Below are 16,548 nucleotides of genomic sequence, written 5' to 3'. Positions count from 1 at the left end.
ATAAACAAAGGAGACAAAATGAAAAATCTCAAACGGTTCATCGCTGTAGCCGTGTTCTATGTCTGCGCGTCCGTATCGGCGTGGGCCCAAAGCGCTGGCGCCGACTGGTCGCCCAGCAAGCCGGTGCGCATCGTTGTACCCATTACCGGCAGCACCAACGACGTGCTGGCTCGCCTGGTCGCACCCAAGCTGCAGGAAGCGCTGGGCCAGCCTGTGGTGGTAGAGAACAAGCCCGGCGCGGGCGGCAATATCGGTGCCAACGAGGTCGTCAGATCCGCGCCGGATGGCCATACCTTGCTGGTGGGCTACAACGGACCTCTGGCGATCAACGTCACGTTGTTCGAGAAAATGCCCTACGACCCGCTCAAGGACTTGGCTCCCATCACGCTGGCCGTGAAGGCACCACAGTATCTGGTGGTCAACCCCGCCACCGGCATCACCAGCGTGAAGGACTTGGTAGCCAAAGCCAAGGCTGCACCGAGCCAGTACTCCTATGGCTCGGTTGCTCTGGGTAGCGCCTCGCACCTGACGATGGAGATGTTGAAGTCGGCCGCGGGCTTCCACATGACGCACATACCTTATCGGGGTGCCGGTCCGGCCGTCACGGACCTGATTGCAGGCAACATCCAGGCCGGCTTTTTCGTGCCAGGCAATGTGCAGCAATTCGTCAAGGAAGGACGTCTGCACCTGCTGGCCACCTCTGGCAGTAAGCGTTTTGGAAGCACGCCAGATATTCCAACGCTTGTCGAGTCGGGTTACAAGGATTTCGAAGCCACCTCCTGGATCGGTTTTCTGGCCCCGGGCGGCACGCCGGCACCCATCATCGAGCGCTACAACCGCGAGATCGTCAAGATTCTCAACCAGCCTGACATCAGAAAGCGGTTGATCGAGATGGAATTCGATATCGTGGCCTCCAGCCCCAAGCAGTTCAGCGACTGGATCCGCACCGAGATCGGGCGTTGGGGGAAGGTCATCAAAGATACCGGCGCAAAGGCAGAATGAGTATGGGTCAAGCACGCTTGGGAGGCAAGACCGCCTTGATCACGGGTGGAGGTTCCGGCATTGGCGCGGCTGCCGCCAAATGTTTTGCGCAGGAAGGCGCGTCCGTTCTGCTGGTCGACGCCAACGCCGAAGCATTGCAGCGCACCTGCGAGGCTATCCGCCAGGCCGTGCCACAGGCACGCGTGGCCAGCGCCACAGCGGATGTCTCTGATACGGCGGCAGCACTTGCTGCGGTGCAGTCAACAGTAGCGCAGTTCGGTGGCCTGGACATTCTGGTGAACAACGCCGCCATGCGCAACTACAGCGCCACGGCGGCGGTCACACCAGCTGAATGGCAGGCCATAGTGGGCGTCAATTTGGTGGGTATCTCCAATTACTGTCAGGCCGCGCTGAAGTACCTACGAGCTTCGGGGGAAGGCAGTATCGTCAATGTCTCATCGTGCTATGCCGTAACTGGCCGCAAGGGCATGGCCCTGTACGATGCGACCAAGGCGGCGCAACTGGCCTATACCCGCACGCTGGCCTTCGAGGAGGCCGAGTATGGTGTCCGTGCCAATGCGATATGCCCGGGCTCGACGCTGACCGACTTTCACGTCGGGCGTGCACAGCAGACAGGCAAATCCGTGGAGCAACTCCGGACAGAGCGTAAGGACACTTCGCTGATCGGCCGGTGGGCTAGTCCGGAGGAAATTGCCTGGCCCATCCTTTGGTTGGCGTCCCGCGAGGCATCTTTCATCACCGGGACCACCCTGATGGTTGACGGTGGCCTTCATATCATGTAACTCGATGGGGCCTTGCCGGCTCCATCTTTGTGGCGCGCGCTCGTCATGCCCTCACACCTCCTCCAAGCACTTGTCTTCAATATCCGATATGAGGCACGCGACATCATCAGTGTTGAGCTTCGCCCTGCCACGCCCGAGGTCGTCTTTCCAAGTGTGGAGGCCGGCGCCCACATCGATCTTCATCTGGACACCGGACTTGTAAGAAGCTACTCCCTAACCAACCCTGGCGAGTCCAACCGGTACGTGGTGGCCGTTCTCAAAGATCGAGCAAGCCGTGGTGGATCGCGCTACGTGCATGAGCAGCTGCGAGTTGGACAATTCATTGCGACAAGCGTGCCGCGGAATCACTTTCACCTCCATGAAGACGCAAGACTGAGTGTTCTACTTGCGGGAGGTATAGGCATCACCCCTCTTGTTGCCATGCTTAAGCGCCTTTCGGCGCTTAAGCAACAAGTCCATCTTATCTACTGCGCGCGTAGTCGACTGGATGCCGCATTTATGACCGAAATCACGGAACTGGTCACTAGAAGCAAGAAGAATTCCATCACTACATTTTTCCATTTCGATGATGAAAACGGCGCTCCGCCCAACATCACTCGATTGCTCAGCAACTTTCCGCCGGACACTCACTTTTACAGTTGCGGGCCAGGGCGGATGCTGGAAGCCTATGAAAAGGCGTGCGTTCAGCTAGGCTACAAAAATTTTCACATGGAACGCTTCGCCGCTGCTGATTTGCCAAAGGGCCGAGCCGTCGACCAAGAAGGGTACTGGGTTGAGTTGCGAAGGTCTAACAAGACAATTCACGTTCCGTCAGACTCGACTCTGCTTGACGCATTACAGACCGCTGGCTGCAAGGTTGAGTCCAGCTGTCGGGAAGGGCTGTGCGGCGCCTGCGAAACACGCGTTTTATCGGGCGACGTCGAACACCGAGACAGTATCTTGACCAAGGAAGAACGTGCGGCTAACAAATCGATGATGATCTGCGTTTCGAGTTGTCGATCTGGAACATTGGTACTGGATGCGTAAAGAGGCCTGGATTTGGCGAGCTTCTATTTTTTTGAAAAGCCGAACCCGAATCCGGATACGCTGTCGCGCTCACTACTATGAATGCCGCTTAGGGCGAAGGACAACCTGTTGACTTCAGGACAACCTTGAGCGTACCCACGCCTGGCTACGAAGCATGGCTGGCAGCAATTGCTCGGCCATTTCACTTGCGGTCATGCGGTCGGCGCGACTGGAAAGACTCAGAGCGCCGACAACCAGGCCCCCCATGTTGTACAGAGGGACAGCGATCGACCTGACCCCTATTTCAATTTCCTCGTTACTTAATGCATAGCCATTTTCGGCGCAGGCCTTGAGCAGCTTGCGCAGACGAATCGGGTCCGTGAGAGTGTGTGGAGTCAACCTGTGCAGAGACATGGCATTGAAGAGGATCTCAAACTCCGCCGCTGGACGCGAACTTAGAAGCACACGGCCGGTGGCCGAGCAGTGCAGAGGAAGGCGCGACCCCACCCCCAGACCTACGGTCAGACTTTTACGGGCCGTCGATCGCGCGGCGACCATGACTTCCGTCCCGTGCAGAACGGCCACGGATGCCGACTCACGTGTGCGTTCGCTCAAGGCGTCCAGAGTGGGCTGCAGAAGGCGCGGTAGACGAGTGGATGCCGAGTAGGCGTAGGACAGCCGCAGTATTCCGTGGTTCAACCAGAAGCGCTTGCCGTCGGTCTGGGCGTAGCCGCCCTGGCACAGAGTCAGTAGGCAACGTCGGGCCGCAGCCGGGCTTATGCCGACTCGGCGAGCTGCCTCGGACGAGGTCAGTCGGGAGTGCATTTCATCAAAGGCCTCGATCAGACGCAAGCCTTTGGCCAGGCCGGCGATCAGGTCCTTGTCATTGACAAGTGGAACTGGAGGGTGTGTGTCCATCGCATCGATTCTGCATTGATGGTGGTCAAAAGAATTTCACCAATTTTGCGCTATTCGCAAAATTGACTTTATCAAACTGAGGCCGGAGCCACACACTTCCCCCCTGTTTTCGCCATCCGTCTGGTTCATCCGGACAGTCATTACCCGAGGAGAAGAGACTTGAGACAACTGATGATTTGGCTGTGCGCCGCTTTCGCCTGGACCAGCCTTCACGCCGCCGACTTTCCGAGCAAGCCGATCCGCCTGATCGTGCCCTTCCCCGCGGGGGGCACAGCCGACGTGCTACCGCGCATCCTGGCCGAAAAAATACGCCACCGCTTTCCGGCCGGCGTGATCGTGGAAAACAAGCCGGGCGCCGGCGGCAATATCGGCGCCGATATCGTCGCCAAATCCGAACCGGACGGCCACACCTTGCTGGTTGCGCCGCCCGGCCCCCTTGTGATCAATCAAAGCCTCTACCCCAAACTGCCCTACGACGCCACCAAGTGGGTGCCGGTGACCGTGCTGGCCGCCGTGCCCAACGTCCTGGCCGTCAGCAACCAGTTGCCGGTGAAAAATGTGCAGGAGTTCATTGCCTACCTCAAGGCCAACCCCGGCAAGGTGTCCTATGCCTCGCAGGGCAACGGATCGACCTCGCACTTGACGGCCAATCTGTTCCAGCTGCTCACCGGGACACAGATGACCCACATTCCCTACAAGGGCACGGCACCGGCGCTGACCGACCTTGCCGGCGGTCAGGTCGACGTCTTCTTTGACAATCTCGGCGCCTCCGCCCCGCTCCACAAAGGCGGAAAGATACGCATCTTCGCCGTGGCCGACAGCAAGCGCTCGCCGGCTGTCAAAGAAGTGCCGAGTTTCGCCGAAGCCGGTCTACCGGGCATGCAGGCGGTGACCTGGTTCGCGGTTGTCGCACCGCCTGGCACCCCGGCTGCCGCGGTGAAATCTCTCAACAACGCCCTGGTCGAAGCGCTCAATCAGCCTGATGTCCAGTCGCGCTTCGCCGAGCAGGGCGCCGAAGTCATCGGCAACACGCCCGAAGAAATGGGCCGTTTCATGCACAGCGAAGCCATACGCTGGGCCAAGGTCATCAAGGACGCTCACGTCACGGTCGACTGATCGACGCGCAGATCCCCCAACGCAAGGTAACCATCATGAGCCAGATTCACCCCATCCAGTGGGTGCGGGGGCAGCACACCCGCGTGCCCTACGCTGTCTACCAAAACCAGGATGTTCTCGAACAGGAGCAGAAGCGTGTCTACGAAGGACCGGCCTGGAATTACCTTTGCCTGGAAGCCGAGCTTCCGGAGCCGGGTAGTTACCGCACGACCTTCGTCGGGCGGGCGCCCATCGTCGTGGCGCGCGACAACGATGGCGAGATCTACGCCTTCGAAAACCGCTGCAGCCACCGCGGCGCGCTGATCTGCCTGGAAAAGGCCGGCACGGCCAAAGACTTTCAGTGCGTCTACCATGCCTGGACCTACGATCTGCAGGGCTCGCTCAAGGGCGTGGCCTTTGAGGCCGGCCTCAATGGCGCCGGCGGCATGCCGGCCACCTTCTGCAAGGAAGACCATTCGCCGCGCAAGCTTCGCATCGCCACCTTCTGCGGCCTGGTGTTCGGCAGCTTCAGCGACGAGGTGGACGGCATCGAGGACTACCTCGGCCCCGAGATCTGCGCGCGTATCGAGCGGGTGCTGCACAAGCCCGTGGAGGTGATCGGGCGCTTCACGCAGGCGCTCCCCAACAACTGGAAGCTCTACTTCGAGAACGTCAAGGACAGCTACCATGCCAGCCTGCTGCACCTGTTCTTCACCACCTTCCGCCTCAACCGCCTGTCGCAACGCGGCGCGGTCATCGTGAGCGAGTCAGGCGGACACCACGTCAGCTATTCGATGGTGGATGCACCGCAGGCCGAGGCCGGCAAGCAGTACCAGGAACAGGGCCTGCGCTCCGACCAGGAAGGCTACAAGCTGGCCGACCCGACGCTGCTGGCGGGCTTCAAGGAATTCGAGGACGGCATCACGCTGCAGATCCTCTCGGTCTTTCCGGGCTTCGTGCTGCAGCAGATCCAGAACTGCCTGGCCATCCGCCAGGTACTGCCGCGCAGCGTGGAAAAGACGGATCTGAACTGGACCTACCTCGGTTACGCCGACGACACAAGCGAACAACGCAACGTACGCCTCAAGCAGGCCAACCTGATTGGCCCGGCCGGCTTCGTTTCCATGGAAGACGGCGCGGTCGGCGGCTTCGTGCAGCGCGGCATTGCAGCGGCTGGTGAAGATCAGGCCGTGATCGAAATGGGAGGCGACAGCACCTCGTCGAGCCCGTCACGGGTGACAGAAGCCTCGGTGCGGGGCTTCTGGAAACTCTACCGCCGCCTCATGGACATCTAGGAGCCAGATTGATGGACACCGCTACCCTACGCGAAAAGATCGCGGCTTTTCAGGCTGCCTACATCCGCTGCATCGACAACAATGAACTCGAGAGCTGGCCGGACTTCTTCCTGCCGCAATGCCAGTACACCGTCACCACCGCTGACAACCAGCGCGACGGTCTGGCCGCCGGCCTGATCTGGGCCAGCAACCGCGCCATGCTGCAGGACCGCATCTCCGCCCTGCGCCACGCCAACATCTACGAGCGGCACAGCTACCGGCACATCGTCGGCTTGCCCTTCGTCACGGACAGCCAGGCGAAGACGGCCAGTGCCGAAACTCCCTTCATGGTGGCGCGCATCATGCACGACGGAGAGACCAGTCTGTACTGCACGGGGGTCTACCACGACGTGTACGACACGGGCACCGATACGCTACGCCTGCAAAGCCGCATCGTGGTGTGCGACAGCAGCCGGATCGACACCTTGCTGGCCGTGCCGCTGTGAGCCGGAAGGTCGTCCGCATCGCGCTGCCTGTCGGCGATCCGAACGGTATCGGGCCGGAAATCGCCCTCAAGACCGTTGCCGCCTATGCCGGACGCGATGACGTGCAGATCACGTTGTTCGGACCCCAGGCGGTGCTCCAACGCACGGCGTCCCAGCTGGGACTCGGCCCCCTGCTGGACGCCTGCGCGGTCGTTCCGACTGAGGCGGGGGTCAGCAGCACCTTTGTGCCGGGGCAGGTCTGTGCCGAAGCCGGTGCCGCCATGATCGCTGCGGCCAGTGCTGCCATCGCGGCCGCACGGCGCGGCGAGTTCGACGCCGTGGTCGCCGCGCCGCACCACGAGACGGCCGTGCACCTGGCCGGCATTGCCTTTTCCGGTTACCCCTCACTGGTCGCACGCGTCTGTGGGCAGCCCGAAGACAGCGTATTCCTGCTGTTGGTCGGGGGTGGCCTGCACATCGTGCATGCCACCTTGCACGAGAGCGTGCAGCACGCTCTGGACCGACTCAGTCCCGAGCTGGTCGAGCAGGCCACGCGGGCTGGGGTGCGCGCCATGCAGCGCTTGGGCGTGGCAGCACCGCGCATTGGCCTGTTTGGCATCAATCCACATGCCGGTGAGAACGGCTTGTTCGGCGATGCGGACGAGCGCATCACCCGACCTGCCGCTGAGCGTCTGCGTGCGACCGGCCTGCAAGTGGACGGTCCCGTGGGTGCCGATGCCTTGCTGGCGGATCGTCGCCACGACCTCTATGTCGCCATGCTGCATGACCAGGGCCATATCCCGGTCAAGCTGCTGAGTCCCAAGCAGGCCAGCGCCCTGTCCATCGGCGCCGATGTGATCCTCTCCAGCGTGGGCCATGGCTGTGCCATGGATATCGCCGGACAAGGCATCGCCGACGCAAGGGCCATGATCCATACCGTCGCGCGGCTCGCCGCCGTGCCGGTACCTCTTTGAATATTTGAATGACGCATCAGATCAAGATCGACGGCAGCGAAATCGCCTTCTCCTGCGAGCACGGCGAAACCGTGCTCGACGCCGCCGTGCGTAACGGCATCGAACTGCCATACTCCTGCCGCAAGGGCGTGTGCGGCAACTGTCGCGGCGTGGTACTCGAAGGCCAGTTGGTGCCCGGCACCGCCGGCGGCAGTGCCGAGGCCGGCATCCACGCCGACAACGAGCACCTTTTCTGCCATGCCCAGGCCGCCAGCGACCTGTTGATCCGCCCGCGCAGTTGGCAGCGCGTCGACCCCCATGCCCGCAAGATATTGCCGGCCAAGATATTCCGCATCACACAGCCGGCCAGCGATGTGACCGTGCTGCAGCTGCGTTTTGCCGCCGGCCAGCGCGCCAAGTTCCAGGCCGGCCAGTACCTGCAGGTGATCCTGCCTGACGGCCAGCGCCGCTCCTTTTCCATGGCCAACGCCCCGCATGAAAGCGACGGCGTGCAGTTGCATATTCGTCACGTACCGGGTGGCCACTTCAGCATGGGTGTTCTGCCCGGCCTCAAGGCTGGCGACCTGCTGCAGCTCGAACTGCCGCACGGCGACTTCTGGCTGCGCGAGGATGGTGAACGACCGCTGATCATGGTAGCCGGGGGCACCGGTTTCGCCCCTATCAAGTCCATCATCGACCACATGGTGCGGCGCAAGATCAGCCGTCCGCTGGTGCTGTACTGGGGCTCGCGGCAAGTGGAGGGACTATACGCGTCGGAGGTGATAACCAAATGGCAGCAGATACTGCCGGGATTGCATTACGTGCCGGTGGTCAGCGATGCCCCCGCAGGTACGTGGCCCGGCCGCACCGGCTTGGTCCACGAGGCTCTGCTTGCCGACCATGTTGACCTGTCCAGCCACGATGTCTACGCCTGCGGAGCGCCGGCTATGGTGGCGGCGTTACGACGTGTCTGCGTTGAGCAGATTGGGCTTCCCGAGGACAGATTCTTTTGTGACGCGTTCGTTAGTCATGCTCCACGAAATGTCACGGAGAAGATCTGATTGAGAGTCAGCGAAGCCGAGTCCACGGAGCCGGCAGCAGCGCAGTCGAACAACCCGTCTATCTATTGCCCTTGATACAGGTGAGACCGAGCGGTGGCAAACTGCCAACATAGGGTGTGAGGGCGATGTCTGTGTCGCCTGAAGCCCACTGAACCGCATGGTGCTGACCATCTTCCAGTGCCACGACCCCTTTCAGCCTCAGTAACGCTCCATCGCACAATGCATCTACTTGGGCCTTCAAGGCCGGTGTTGACATGGGATTTGCGAGCGGAATAAAACTAGCTTCAGCATGGTGATGGTGCCCGTCCGCGCCACGCGGCGATGGCTTCGTAGAACCGGCCAGGCCGGAGACAAGCGCTTGGACCTGCGACCACGCTAGTGACGCTTGGGCCGACTCTGCGATGCCTGCGTGCGGATTCAATCGATTCAGTGCGTTAGCCAAGAATGCGCCGGATGCCCGATCGACTTTGGTGATGATCACCGCATCGGCCGCCTCGATCTGCGCGCGCGCTTCAGGCTGCGCCTCGATCAGGGCCAGACCGGCCGGCGCACTGGCGGTGGTCAGCACGCCGGCCAGCCGATAGCGCTCGCGCAAGAAGGGTACTGTTTCAAACGCAGCGATGATCGGCCGGGGATCAGCCAGGCCGGTTGTCTCGATCAGCACGGAAGAAAACGCCGGGCGTCGCCGGTGCAGGCGGTCCCACCAGAGTTCGGTGAGCGCCTCTTCCAGCCCGGGCAGGCCGGTGCAGCAGACGCAGCTGTTGGACAGCAGCATGGCGCTGTCCATGGCGCTGGCCAGCAGGCGGTCGTCAAAACCGATCTCGCCGATCTCGTTCACCACCAGCGCGGCATCGGCCAGCGCAGGATCGCGCAGCCAGCGTTTCAATAGCGTGGTCTTGCCGCTGCCCAGGTAGCCGGTCACGATCCAGACAGGGGTCCGGCGGCTGGTCATTTGTAGCCAGGCTGATGACCCAGGCGGGCAGAAATGGCGTGGCCGGCTTGCACCACCAGGGCGGAGAATTTGCGCAAGCCGGTCTTGCTGACCCGCTGCGCGGGCCCGGCCAGTCCCACGGCGGCCACCACCGCGCCACTGGCATCGAAGATCGGTGCTGCCACGCCGCGCATGCCGTCTTCAGACTCCTCGTCGTCGATGGCATAACCGCTTTCACGCACCTGCGCCAGGATTTTCGTGAGCTTGGCCTTGTCGGTCACCGTGTGCTCGGTGCGCGGCTGCAGTTTGGCCCGCATGATGTGGGCCACCACCAGTGGCGGGCTGTAGGCCAGCAGGGCCCGCCCTTCGCTGGTGCAATACGCCGGCATGCGTACACCGAGGTAGGAGCGGGTGCGGATGGCGTGGGGACTGTCGATGTTGCGCAGGTAGAGGATTTCGGCGTCGTGCAGCACCGCCAGGTGCACCGTCTCGCCGCTTTGGGTGCTCAGCGCGTGCAGGTGCGGCACCGCCTGCTCCGACACGTCCATGCGCCGGCGTACCTGGGCACCCAGAGAAAACAGCAGTAGTCCGAGCCGGTAGCGGCCATCGACCGGGTTCTGTTCCAGAAAACCTTCGGCCACCAGCGTGCTGGCCAGCCGGTGAGCCGTGCTCTTGGCCACGCCCAGGCGTTTGGCCAGGGCCGTGATGCCCAGCTCCGGCTCTTCCGGGGTGAAGGTCTTAAGCAGGCGCAGTGCGCCGCCGACAGACGAGAGGCGGCGCGACGGGCTGTCCGGGTCCGGGGTCGTCACCGTTGGGGCTCGATGGTCATGTGGATGGGACCTTCCACCCCTTGTCCGACCAGAGAGCGCAAGGCCAGGTCGGTTTCCTGCAGGCTGAAGGTGTGGGTGCTCATGGAGGTGACATTATGGCGATTGCCGCCGATGAGCTGCAGCGCCAGTTCCACCGACTCGTAGGAATGCCCGCGCATGCCCTTGACGGTCAGGAAGTTGGCGATGATGCGGTCGCTGTCGAAGGCCGGGATCTTCTGCCGCTTCTGTCCGCCCAAGATGACACGGCCGCGCTTGCGCGCCAGCTCGATCGCGCTGAGCACCGAGGCAGGCCCGCCGGCCGCGCAGTCGATCACCAGGTCGGCCATGCGCCCGCCGGTAAGGTCGGCCACGGTCTCCAGCAGGTCCTGCGCCTCGATGTCGATGGTGTGGTGCGCGCCCAGCTGCCGGGCCAGCACCATGCGCTGGCGGTCGGTCTCGCTGCCCAGGCCGGTGAGGATGATCTGCTCGGCCCCCGCCTCGCGCGCAGCCACCACGCAGGCCAGGCCTTGCTGGCCGGGCCCCTGGATCAGCACCGTCTGCCCCGGCCCGGCGCCGCCCTGCAGATAGGTCCACTCGATGCCATTGGACAGGGGCAGGGCCAGGGCCGCGTGGCGTGCCGAGACACCGGGCGGCACATGGTGGAACACCGTGTTGAAGTGCAGGTGCTGCTGCTGCGCAAAACCGCCCCACAGGCCGGGCGCCACCGACAGCCCGGTGGCGCCGTAGCGCAGCCCGCCCAAGCGCCAGTCGGTGGCATTGCACAGCCGGAACTCGCCCGAGCGGCAGTACTCGCAATGGCCGCAGGGCAGGTACTCCTCCAGCGCGACCAGATCGCCTTCTTTCACGTTCCAGTGCCGGGCCGCGAATGCGCCGATCTGCTCGACATGGCCCACGGTCTCATGGCCCAGGATCAGTGGGCCGCGCGCCTGAGGCAGGTTCTGGTAATAGCCCCAGTCGCTGCCGCAGACTCCCGTGCTGGCTACGCGCAGCACGCCGGATGCAGCATCCGGAGGCGGCACCTCAATGTCGCGGATCTCCGTAGTTCCAGGCGCAATTGCAACCGCCGCCTTCATCGAATGCCCTCGGTGACAGTCATCGGGTATGGCGTTGTACTCATACCGAGTCGTGCGGCTTGTTAGGCTCAGCCCGCAACGCATCTTTCGCCGCCTCATGGAAGGGCTGGCCTTCAGGCAGAACGATCGCCACGGAGCGCACCTTCTGGACCCGTGGTTCGGTGCCAGGCGGGGGCGTCCCGCGCTCGGCCAGCGCCGTCGCCGCGGCCATCAGACGACGGCGTGCTTGCACAATGCCGCGGTCCGTCCCGGTGAGATGCTCGCGGGTGCGGTTCTGGATTGGCCCCATGCTTTCCTGCAGGGAGGAGTCCTGCACGGCAATGCCTTCGATGCCGCTGTAGAGTTCGCCGGAGCGCTGCTTCTCGCGGTCCATCAGGTAATCGTTCGACTTGTTGGCCAGGGGAATGTAAGTGCCGGGCACGTACTTGCAATGGATGCCGTGGCCCTCCTGCATGGCCTGGCGCTCGGTCGTGCTGAGCGCGCGCGTGGGATGGTAGTCGAAGCTCCAGGCCCAGCAGTTCTCGTCGTCGATCGGCACCCAGAAATGACCATGCACCGGATGATCGCCGCGCGGCGGCACCATGGTGAAGCAGGGCATGATCCAGGGCGTGATGCGCCAGTACAGCTTGCCGGCCTCGGCCTTGCGGCGCGCCCCGATCAGCAGCCCGCCCTCGGCGTCGACCACTTCGAACTGCGGCCGCAGGTCCTGCATGTTGTAGTCATTGCCCTTGGCGCCCTTGAAGAGCGGGTCACGGCTCAGGCCGCCGCGATGCAGGAAGGAGACGTGGCTGGAATCGATGCCGCCTTCGAGCGCCTGCAGCCAGTTGCATTCCTGCAGCCGCTTGGACATGAAGCTCTGCTCGGCGGGCACGGTGGCAAATTCCCACTCGGGCGCCGGCGGCTGGTGCTCGGGCGGGCCCATGTAGATCCAGATCACGCCGCCGCGCTCGATCAGCGGATAGGACTTGAGCTTGACCTTGTCGCACAGGCGGCTGCCCTCCGGTTCCGAGGGCACGTCCACGCACTGGCCGTTGACGTCGAACTTCCAGCCGTGGTACGGGCAGCGCAGGCCGTTCTCCTCGTTGCGGCCGAACCAGAGCGAGACCCCGCGGTGCGCGCAGAACTCGTCCATCACGCCAAGCCGGCCCTGCGTATCGCGGATGGCGATCAGGCGTTCGCCCAGCAGCTGGACGCGCACCGGCGCGCAGTCGGGCGCGGGCAGCTCCTCGGACAGGAGCGCCGGCAGCCAGTAGCGACGGAAGAGCTCACCCATGGGCGTGCCCGCATCCGTCCGGGTTACGAGTTCGTTTTGTTCCTTGTTCAACATTCTGATCTCCTGTTCCGTATAGAAGAATGATTTTCCTTTTGGAGGAACAACGATACCATACCGTCAAACAATTCTGCAACCCACAGGAGACATCAGTGATCAGGAAACTTTTCCCCATCGTCGCGCTTATCGGGCTCTCAACCTTCGCTCTGGCTCAGGCCCAACCCAAAAACGGCGACTGGCCCAGCAAGCCAGTTCGCGTCGTCGTTCCCTACGCCCCGGGCGGCTCCGCGGATACGCTGGGGCGCATGATCGCTCAACAACTACAGTCATCTCTAAAGCAGACTTTTGTAGTCGAGAACAAGGGTGGCGGTGGCGGCACCATCGGCTCAGCTATGGTGGTCAAAGCCCAACCAGACGGCTATAGCCTGGTGGTATCGGGCATCGGCTCGCATGTCATTGCGCCGATCGGCATCAAGGCCTTCAATCCGATGAAAGATTTCACGCATATCGCACTGTTGGGCGGACCGCCTACTGTCTTGGTAGTTCATCCGTCGCTCCCAGTAAACACTCTCAACGAGCTGATTACCCATGCGCAAAGGATGAAGGAAGGCTTGAGCTGGGGCTCTCCTGGACAGGGCACACACGGCCACCTGATAGGCGAATTGTTCGCCAAGCAAACCAAGGTGCAGCAGACGCACATCAGTTACAGGGGTGCGGCCCCGGCCGTGACAGATCTGGTGAGCGGCCAGATTCCGGCGGCCTTCGTAACCTACTCTTCGGCCAATGCATTCATCGCGAGCGGAAAGCTCAAAGCCTTGGCGGTTACGGCCAGCAAGCGCCTGGCTGATATGCCCAACGTACCCACCTTCACCGAACTGGGTTACCCCGCCCTCACGGCCACGACATGGTTCGCCCTGTCCGGCCCGCCAGGCATGTCGCCAGCGCTGGTCAAAAAGATCAATGAAGAAGTGCGTCACAACTTGAAGACCGAGGCCGCACAGAAGCAGATGGGCTTTGAAGGCATGGAGACGCAAGACTGGGACGCCGACACCTTCACGCGCTTCGTCGACAGTGAGATCCAGCGCTGGACGCCGTTGGTGCAGTCGATCGAAAGACCGAAAAGCCCCTGAACGGGATCTCGCAACCATGACCAAACTACAACTTTCCGTCGCCATGGGCGACTACGACCGCACCCGCGCGCTCTATGACGGCCGGGTCCAGATCGACGGCGTCGACCCGGTCTACATGCTGCTCAACCCGGAGGAGATGTTTTTCCGGGCCATGCGCAGCCGCGACTTCGACATCGCCGAACTGTCCTTCTCCAGCTACCTGGTCAAGCACTCGCAGGGGGATTGTCCCTACATCGCGGTACCGGTGTTCCTGTCGCGCGCGTTTCGCCACACCTCGATCTATGTGCGCAAGGACCGCATCAAGCACCCGGCCGACCTCAAGGGCCGGCGCGTGGGCCTGCCCGAATACCAGCTCACGGCCAATGTCTGGGCCCGTGCCATCCTGCAGGATGACTATGGCGTGCGGCCCGAGGACATCACCTGGGTGCGCGGCGGCATCGACACGCCGGGACGGCCGGAGAAGATAACGCTGCAATTGCCGCCGGGCGTGAAGGTGGAAGCCGCGCCCGAAGGCAGCACCATCTCGGAACTGCTGGACCGTGGCGAGATCGACGGTTTCATCGGGCCGCGCCCGCCCAACCGCGTGGCCCTGCGCAACCCGAACATCGGCTGGCTGTTCGACGACCCCACGGCCGAGGCCAAGGACTACTACCGCCGCACCGGGGTGTTTCCCATCATGCATGTGGTGGGCATCCGCAAGGAACTGGCGCAGGCCCATCCCTGGCTGCCCGCGGCGGTCGTGAAAGCTTTCACGGCGTCCAAGGCGGAGGCGCTGGAGCTGCTGTCCGACACTTCGGCCACCAAGGTGACCCTGCCCTTCGTGGAAGAGCAGCTGAAGGCGGCACGCGAATCTTTGGGCGAGGACTATTGGTCCTACGGCGTGCAGGCGGCGCGCAAGACGCTGGAGACCTTTGTCCGACACCACCACGCCCAAGGCCTGTCGAAGCGGCTCATGGCGGTGGAGGAACTGTTCCACCCCGCCACCTACGAGACCTACTCAATCTAATTTCGCCTCACATTCCGACTCAAACGAGCAACGTCGAATCGTATGCATCTTGACAAAATTCCCGTACAGATCAATCAAATCCGGCTGGAAAGCCCAGACACAGCTTCCTTTGACCTGGTCCCGCTTGACACCGATTTCTTGCCTCCGTATGGCGCAGGTGCACATGTCGACATCGAAATTCCTGGGGGACTGCAACGATCCTATTCACTACTGCTTGCCTCGTCTAGACCGCACTACTACCGGATTGCCATCAAGCGCGAAAATGACAGCCGCGGCGGCTCTGCCTGGTTCCACGACACAGCGCGTGTCGGCGCCCGGATTCAAATCTCGCCGCCCGTCAACGACTTTGCCCTGATCGAGAATGCTCAGCATAGCGTGTTCATTGCCGGAGGGATCGGCATCACCCCGTTCTTGTCTATGGCAGAACGCCTGAACGAACTCGGGCGCACATGGGACCTGCACTATTCCGCGCGCCGCCAGACGCATATGCCATTCCTGGAAAGCTTGGACAGACTTGCAAGCAAAGGATTCGGAACAGTTCTGAAGCATGTGACTGGCGACACAGGCAGGCGGATGGACTTGGAGAGCGTCATCCAGTCCACCCCGGCAGGGGCACACCTCTACTGTTGCGGCCCCAGCGGGCTGATCGATGCCTTCATTGTCAACACTCAACGCCGTCTTTCCAACTGCGTTCACTACGAGCGATTCAACTCAAGTCAGGAGGCAGCCGTTGATGGAGGGTTTGATGTGCAATTGATACGAACCGGTCGGACACTGCCTGTCCCGCAAGGCAAATCCATCCTTGACGTCTTATTGGATGCCGGAATCAATGCCCCCTTCGCCTGCACGCAGGGAATCTGTGGAACATGTAAGGTCAAAGTTGTGAGCGGCACTCCAGACCACCGAGATGACTGCCTGACGGATGAAGAGCGTGCGGCAGGAGATGTCATCATTACTTGCTGCTCGGGCTCGTCTTCGCGTGTCCTATCCCTTGATCTCTAGGTGTTGATGCCGACGCCAGTACGGCTAAGGGACCGAGGATCATTAATTGGGCGTGGCTGGATCGGAAAGTTGAAGCCCGTCGCTGAAGCGAACGCCTCGATCCACGACGTCTGGTTCTGATCGGTGGTCAGCACTTGGCCGTTGGCGTCGAAAAGGGCTCAGGTGGCTGACTCATCTAAGCCTCACACGTTGAGCAGTTGCTTCCGTGGCCGGAGAGTGTCCCCTTCGGGACGGCAGCACCAGTTCGTGGACCGCGATAGCGGCCACCCGCTGGTCCAAGTAGGGCCGTCATGACCATCTGCGGCAAAAAGTGCCTTGAACGGCCGCTTCGCGCTCTGAAGCGGCCGGCCATTCTGCGAGCTGCTCAATGACTGGTACCAGCGACAGCAGTCATTGGCGCCCCGAAACCAAACGACGGCAGCCAGCCTCAAGCAGGCGTTCGTCCGCCGCCGGCCGGTTGGCAGCGGTTGCTGCCGTTCGAGTTTTCAACGTGCATGCCCTTGGCGTGCCGGATTGCGATCACTCCTATTCATGCATCGTGGTAAGGCGCAGAGACAGGTTTCAGGCGCGTAGTTGACATTGCTAGAGAGTTGACAACAGCGTGCAGAGATCTGCAAGCTCGACGAGCAAGACTGCAGCAGCATCAAGCATGGTGCGATCAATCACCTGGGCGTGTCGCCAGCGTTGATGGCTTACCGCGAGCACAAGGCCATGCTGGGCAAGACTTAGGC

Annotated in this window: 16 protein-coding genes; 11 read left to right on the top strand and 5 right to left on the bottom strand. The window is 62.2% G+C overall.

The annotated features are described in order from the left end of the window. Nucleotides 1–18: 18 nt before the first annotated feature. The 3 genes from ACYVH8_RS11665 to ACYVH8_RS11655 are packed head-to-tail and all read left to right on the top strand — an operon-like array spanning nt 19 to nt 2,810. Complete coding sequence (locus ACYVH8_RS11665) at nt 19–1,002, top strand: Bug family tripartite tricarboxylate transporter substrate binding protein (protein WP_174252894.1); 984 nt, start codon at nt 19–21, stop codon at nt 1,000–1,002. Continuing rightward, complete coding sequence (locus tag ACYVH8_RS11660; RefSeq protein ID WP_371733798.1) at nt 999–1,784, top strand: SDR family NAD(P)-dependent oxidoreductase; 786 nt, start codon at nt 999–1,001, stop codon at nt 1,782–1,784. The genes ACYVH8_RS11665 and ACYVH8_RS11660 overlap by 4 nt, the downstream gene beginning before the upstream one ends. 45 nt (nt 1,785–1,829) lie before the next feature. Continuing rightward, complete coding sequence (locus ACYVH8_RS11655; protein WP_174252895.1) at nt 1,830–2,810, top strand: PDR/VanB family oxidoreductase; 981 nt, start codon at nt 1,830–1,832, stop codon at nt 2,808–2,810. Between the two features lie 114 nt (nt 2,811–2,924). Here the strand turns inward: ACYVH8_RS11655 and ACYVH8_RS11650 are convergent, their stop codons facing one another. Continuing rightward, nucleotides 2,925–3,707, bottom strand: coding sequence for an IclR family transcriptional regulator domain-containing protein (locus ACYVH8_RS11650; protein WP_174252896.1), 783 nt, complete (start codon nt 3,705–3,707; stop codon nt 2,925–2,927). A 159-nt stretch (nt 3,708–3,866) separates the two neighbouring features. Here ACYVH8_RS11650 and ACYVH8_RS11645 point away from each other — a divergent pair, with 159 nt between their 5' ends. The 5 genes from ACYVH8_RS11645 to ACYVH8_RS11625 are packed head-to-tail and all read left to right on the top strand — an operon-like array spanning nt 3,867 to nt 8,575. Next, on the top strand, nt 3,867–4,823 hold the full coding sequence (locus tag ACYVH8_RS11645; RefSeq protein ID WP_254606866.1) for a Bug family tripartite tricarboxylate transporter substrate binding protein: 957 nt from the start codon (nt 3,867–3,869) through the stop codon (nt 4,821–4,823). A 35-nt stretch (nt 4,824–4,858) separates the two neighbouring features. After that, a complete protein-coding gene (locus tag ACYVH8_RS11640; protein WP_174252897.1) occupies nt 4,859–6,097 on the top strand; it encodes an aromatic ring-hydroxylating dioxygenase subunit alpha in 1,239 nt (412 codons plus the stop codon). Nucleotides 6,098–6,108: 11 nt separating this feature from the next. Next, entirely contained in the window at nt 6,109–6,582 is a 474-nt protein-coding gene (locus ACYVH8_RS11635) for an aromatic-ring-hydroxylating dioxygenase subunit beta (RefSeq protein WP_174252898.1), read from the top strand. Continuing rightward, nucleotides 6,579–7,535 (top strand): PdxA family dehydrogenase, encoded by a 957-nt coding sequence (locus tag ACYVH8_RS11630; RefSeq protein WP_254606867.1) that lies wholly within the window; start codon nt 6,579–6,581, stop codon nt 7,533–7,535. Before ACYVH8_RS11635 ends, ACYVH8_RS11630 begins: the two co-directional genes overlap by 4 nt. Before the next feature lie 8 nt (nt 7,536–7,543). After that, nucleotides 7,544–8,575 carry a 2Fe-2S iron-sulfur cluster-binding protein gene (locus ACYVH8_RS11625; protein WP_174252899.1) on the top strand — a complete coding sequence of 344 codons (1,032 nt, stop codon included), beginning with the start codon at nt 7,544–7,546 and terminating at the stop codon, nt 8,573–8,575. Nucleotides 8,576–8,633: 58 nt separating this feature from the next. Here the strand turns inward: ACYVH8_RS11625 and ACYVH8_RS11620 are convergent, their stop codons facing one another. The 4 genes from ACYVH8_RS11620 to ACYVH8_RS11605 form a co-directional block, all read right to left on the bottom strand. Further along, on the bottom strand, nt 8,634–9,497 hold the full coding sequence (locus ACYVH8_RS11620) for a CobW family GTP-binding protein (RefSeq protein WP_460488992.1): 864 nt from the start codon (nt 9,495–9,497) through the stop codon (nt 8,634–8,636). 26 nt (nt 9,498–9,523) lie between these two features. Next, nucleotides 9,524–10,315, bottom strand: a complete 792-nt coding sequence (locus ACYVH8_RS11615) for an IclR family transcriptional regulator (protein WP_174252901.1) — start codon at nt 10,313–10,315, stop codon at nt 9,524–9,526. Continuing rightward, a complete protein-coding gene (locus tag ACYVH8_RS11610) occupies nt 10,312–11,328 on the bottom strand; it encodes a zinc-dependent alcohol dehydrogenase (RefSeq protein ID WP_254606868.1) in 1,017 nt (338 codons plus the stop codon). Before ACYVH8_RS11610 ends, ACYVH8_RS11615 begins: the two co-directional genes overlap by 4 nt. Before the next feature lie 121 nt (nt 11,329–11,449). Then, nucleotides 11,450–12,736, bottom strand: coding sequence for an aromatic ring-hydroxylating dioxygenase subunit alpha (locus ACYVH8_RS11605; protein ID WP_174252903.1), 1,287 nt, complete (start codon nt 12,734–12,736; stop codon nt 11,450–11,452). A 95-nt stretch (nt 12,737–12,831) separates the two neighbouring features. Here ACYVH8_RS11605 and ACYVH8_RS11600 point away from each other — a divergent pair, with 95 nt between their 5' ends. Genes ACYVH8_RS11600 through ACYVH8_RS11590 form a run of 3 tightly spaced genes read left to right on the top strand, consistent with a single transcriptional unit; the run spans nt 12,832 to nt 15,817 of the window. After that, on the top strand, nt 12,832–13,809 hold the full coding sequence (locus tag ACYVH8_RS11600; RefSeq protein ID WP_174252904.1) for a Bug family tripartite tricarboxylate transporter substrate binding protein: 978 nt from the start codon (nt 12,832–12,834) through the stop codon (nt 13,807–13,809). A 16-nt stretch (nt 13,810–13,825) separates the two neighbouring features. Next, nucleotides 13,826–14,815 (top strand): PhnD/SsuA/transferrin family substrate-binding protein, encoded by a 990-nt coding sequence (locus ACYVH8_RS11595; protein WP_174252905.1) that lies wholly within the window; start codon nt 13,826–13,828, stop codon nt 14,813–14,815. A 42-nt stretch (nt 14,816–14,857) separates the two neighbouring features. Further along, nucleotides 14,858–15,817: a PDR/VanB family oxidoreductase gene (locus ACYVH8_RS11590; RefSeq protein ID WP_174252906.1), complete on the top strand. Its 960-nt coding sequence runs from the start codon at nt 14,858–14,860 to the stop codon at nt 15,815–15,817. The last annotated feature ends 731 nt before the right edge of the window (nt 15,818–16,548 follow it).

It is taken from the genome of Curvibacter fontanus (genome assembly GCF_054780335.1).
This window is presented reverse-complemented; position numbering and strand designations above follow the sequence as displayed.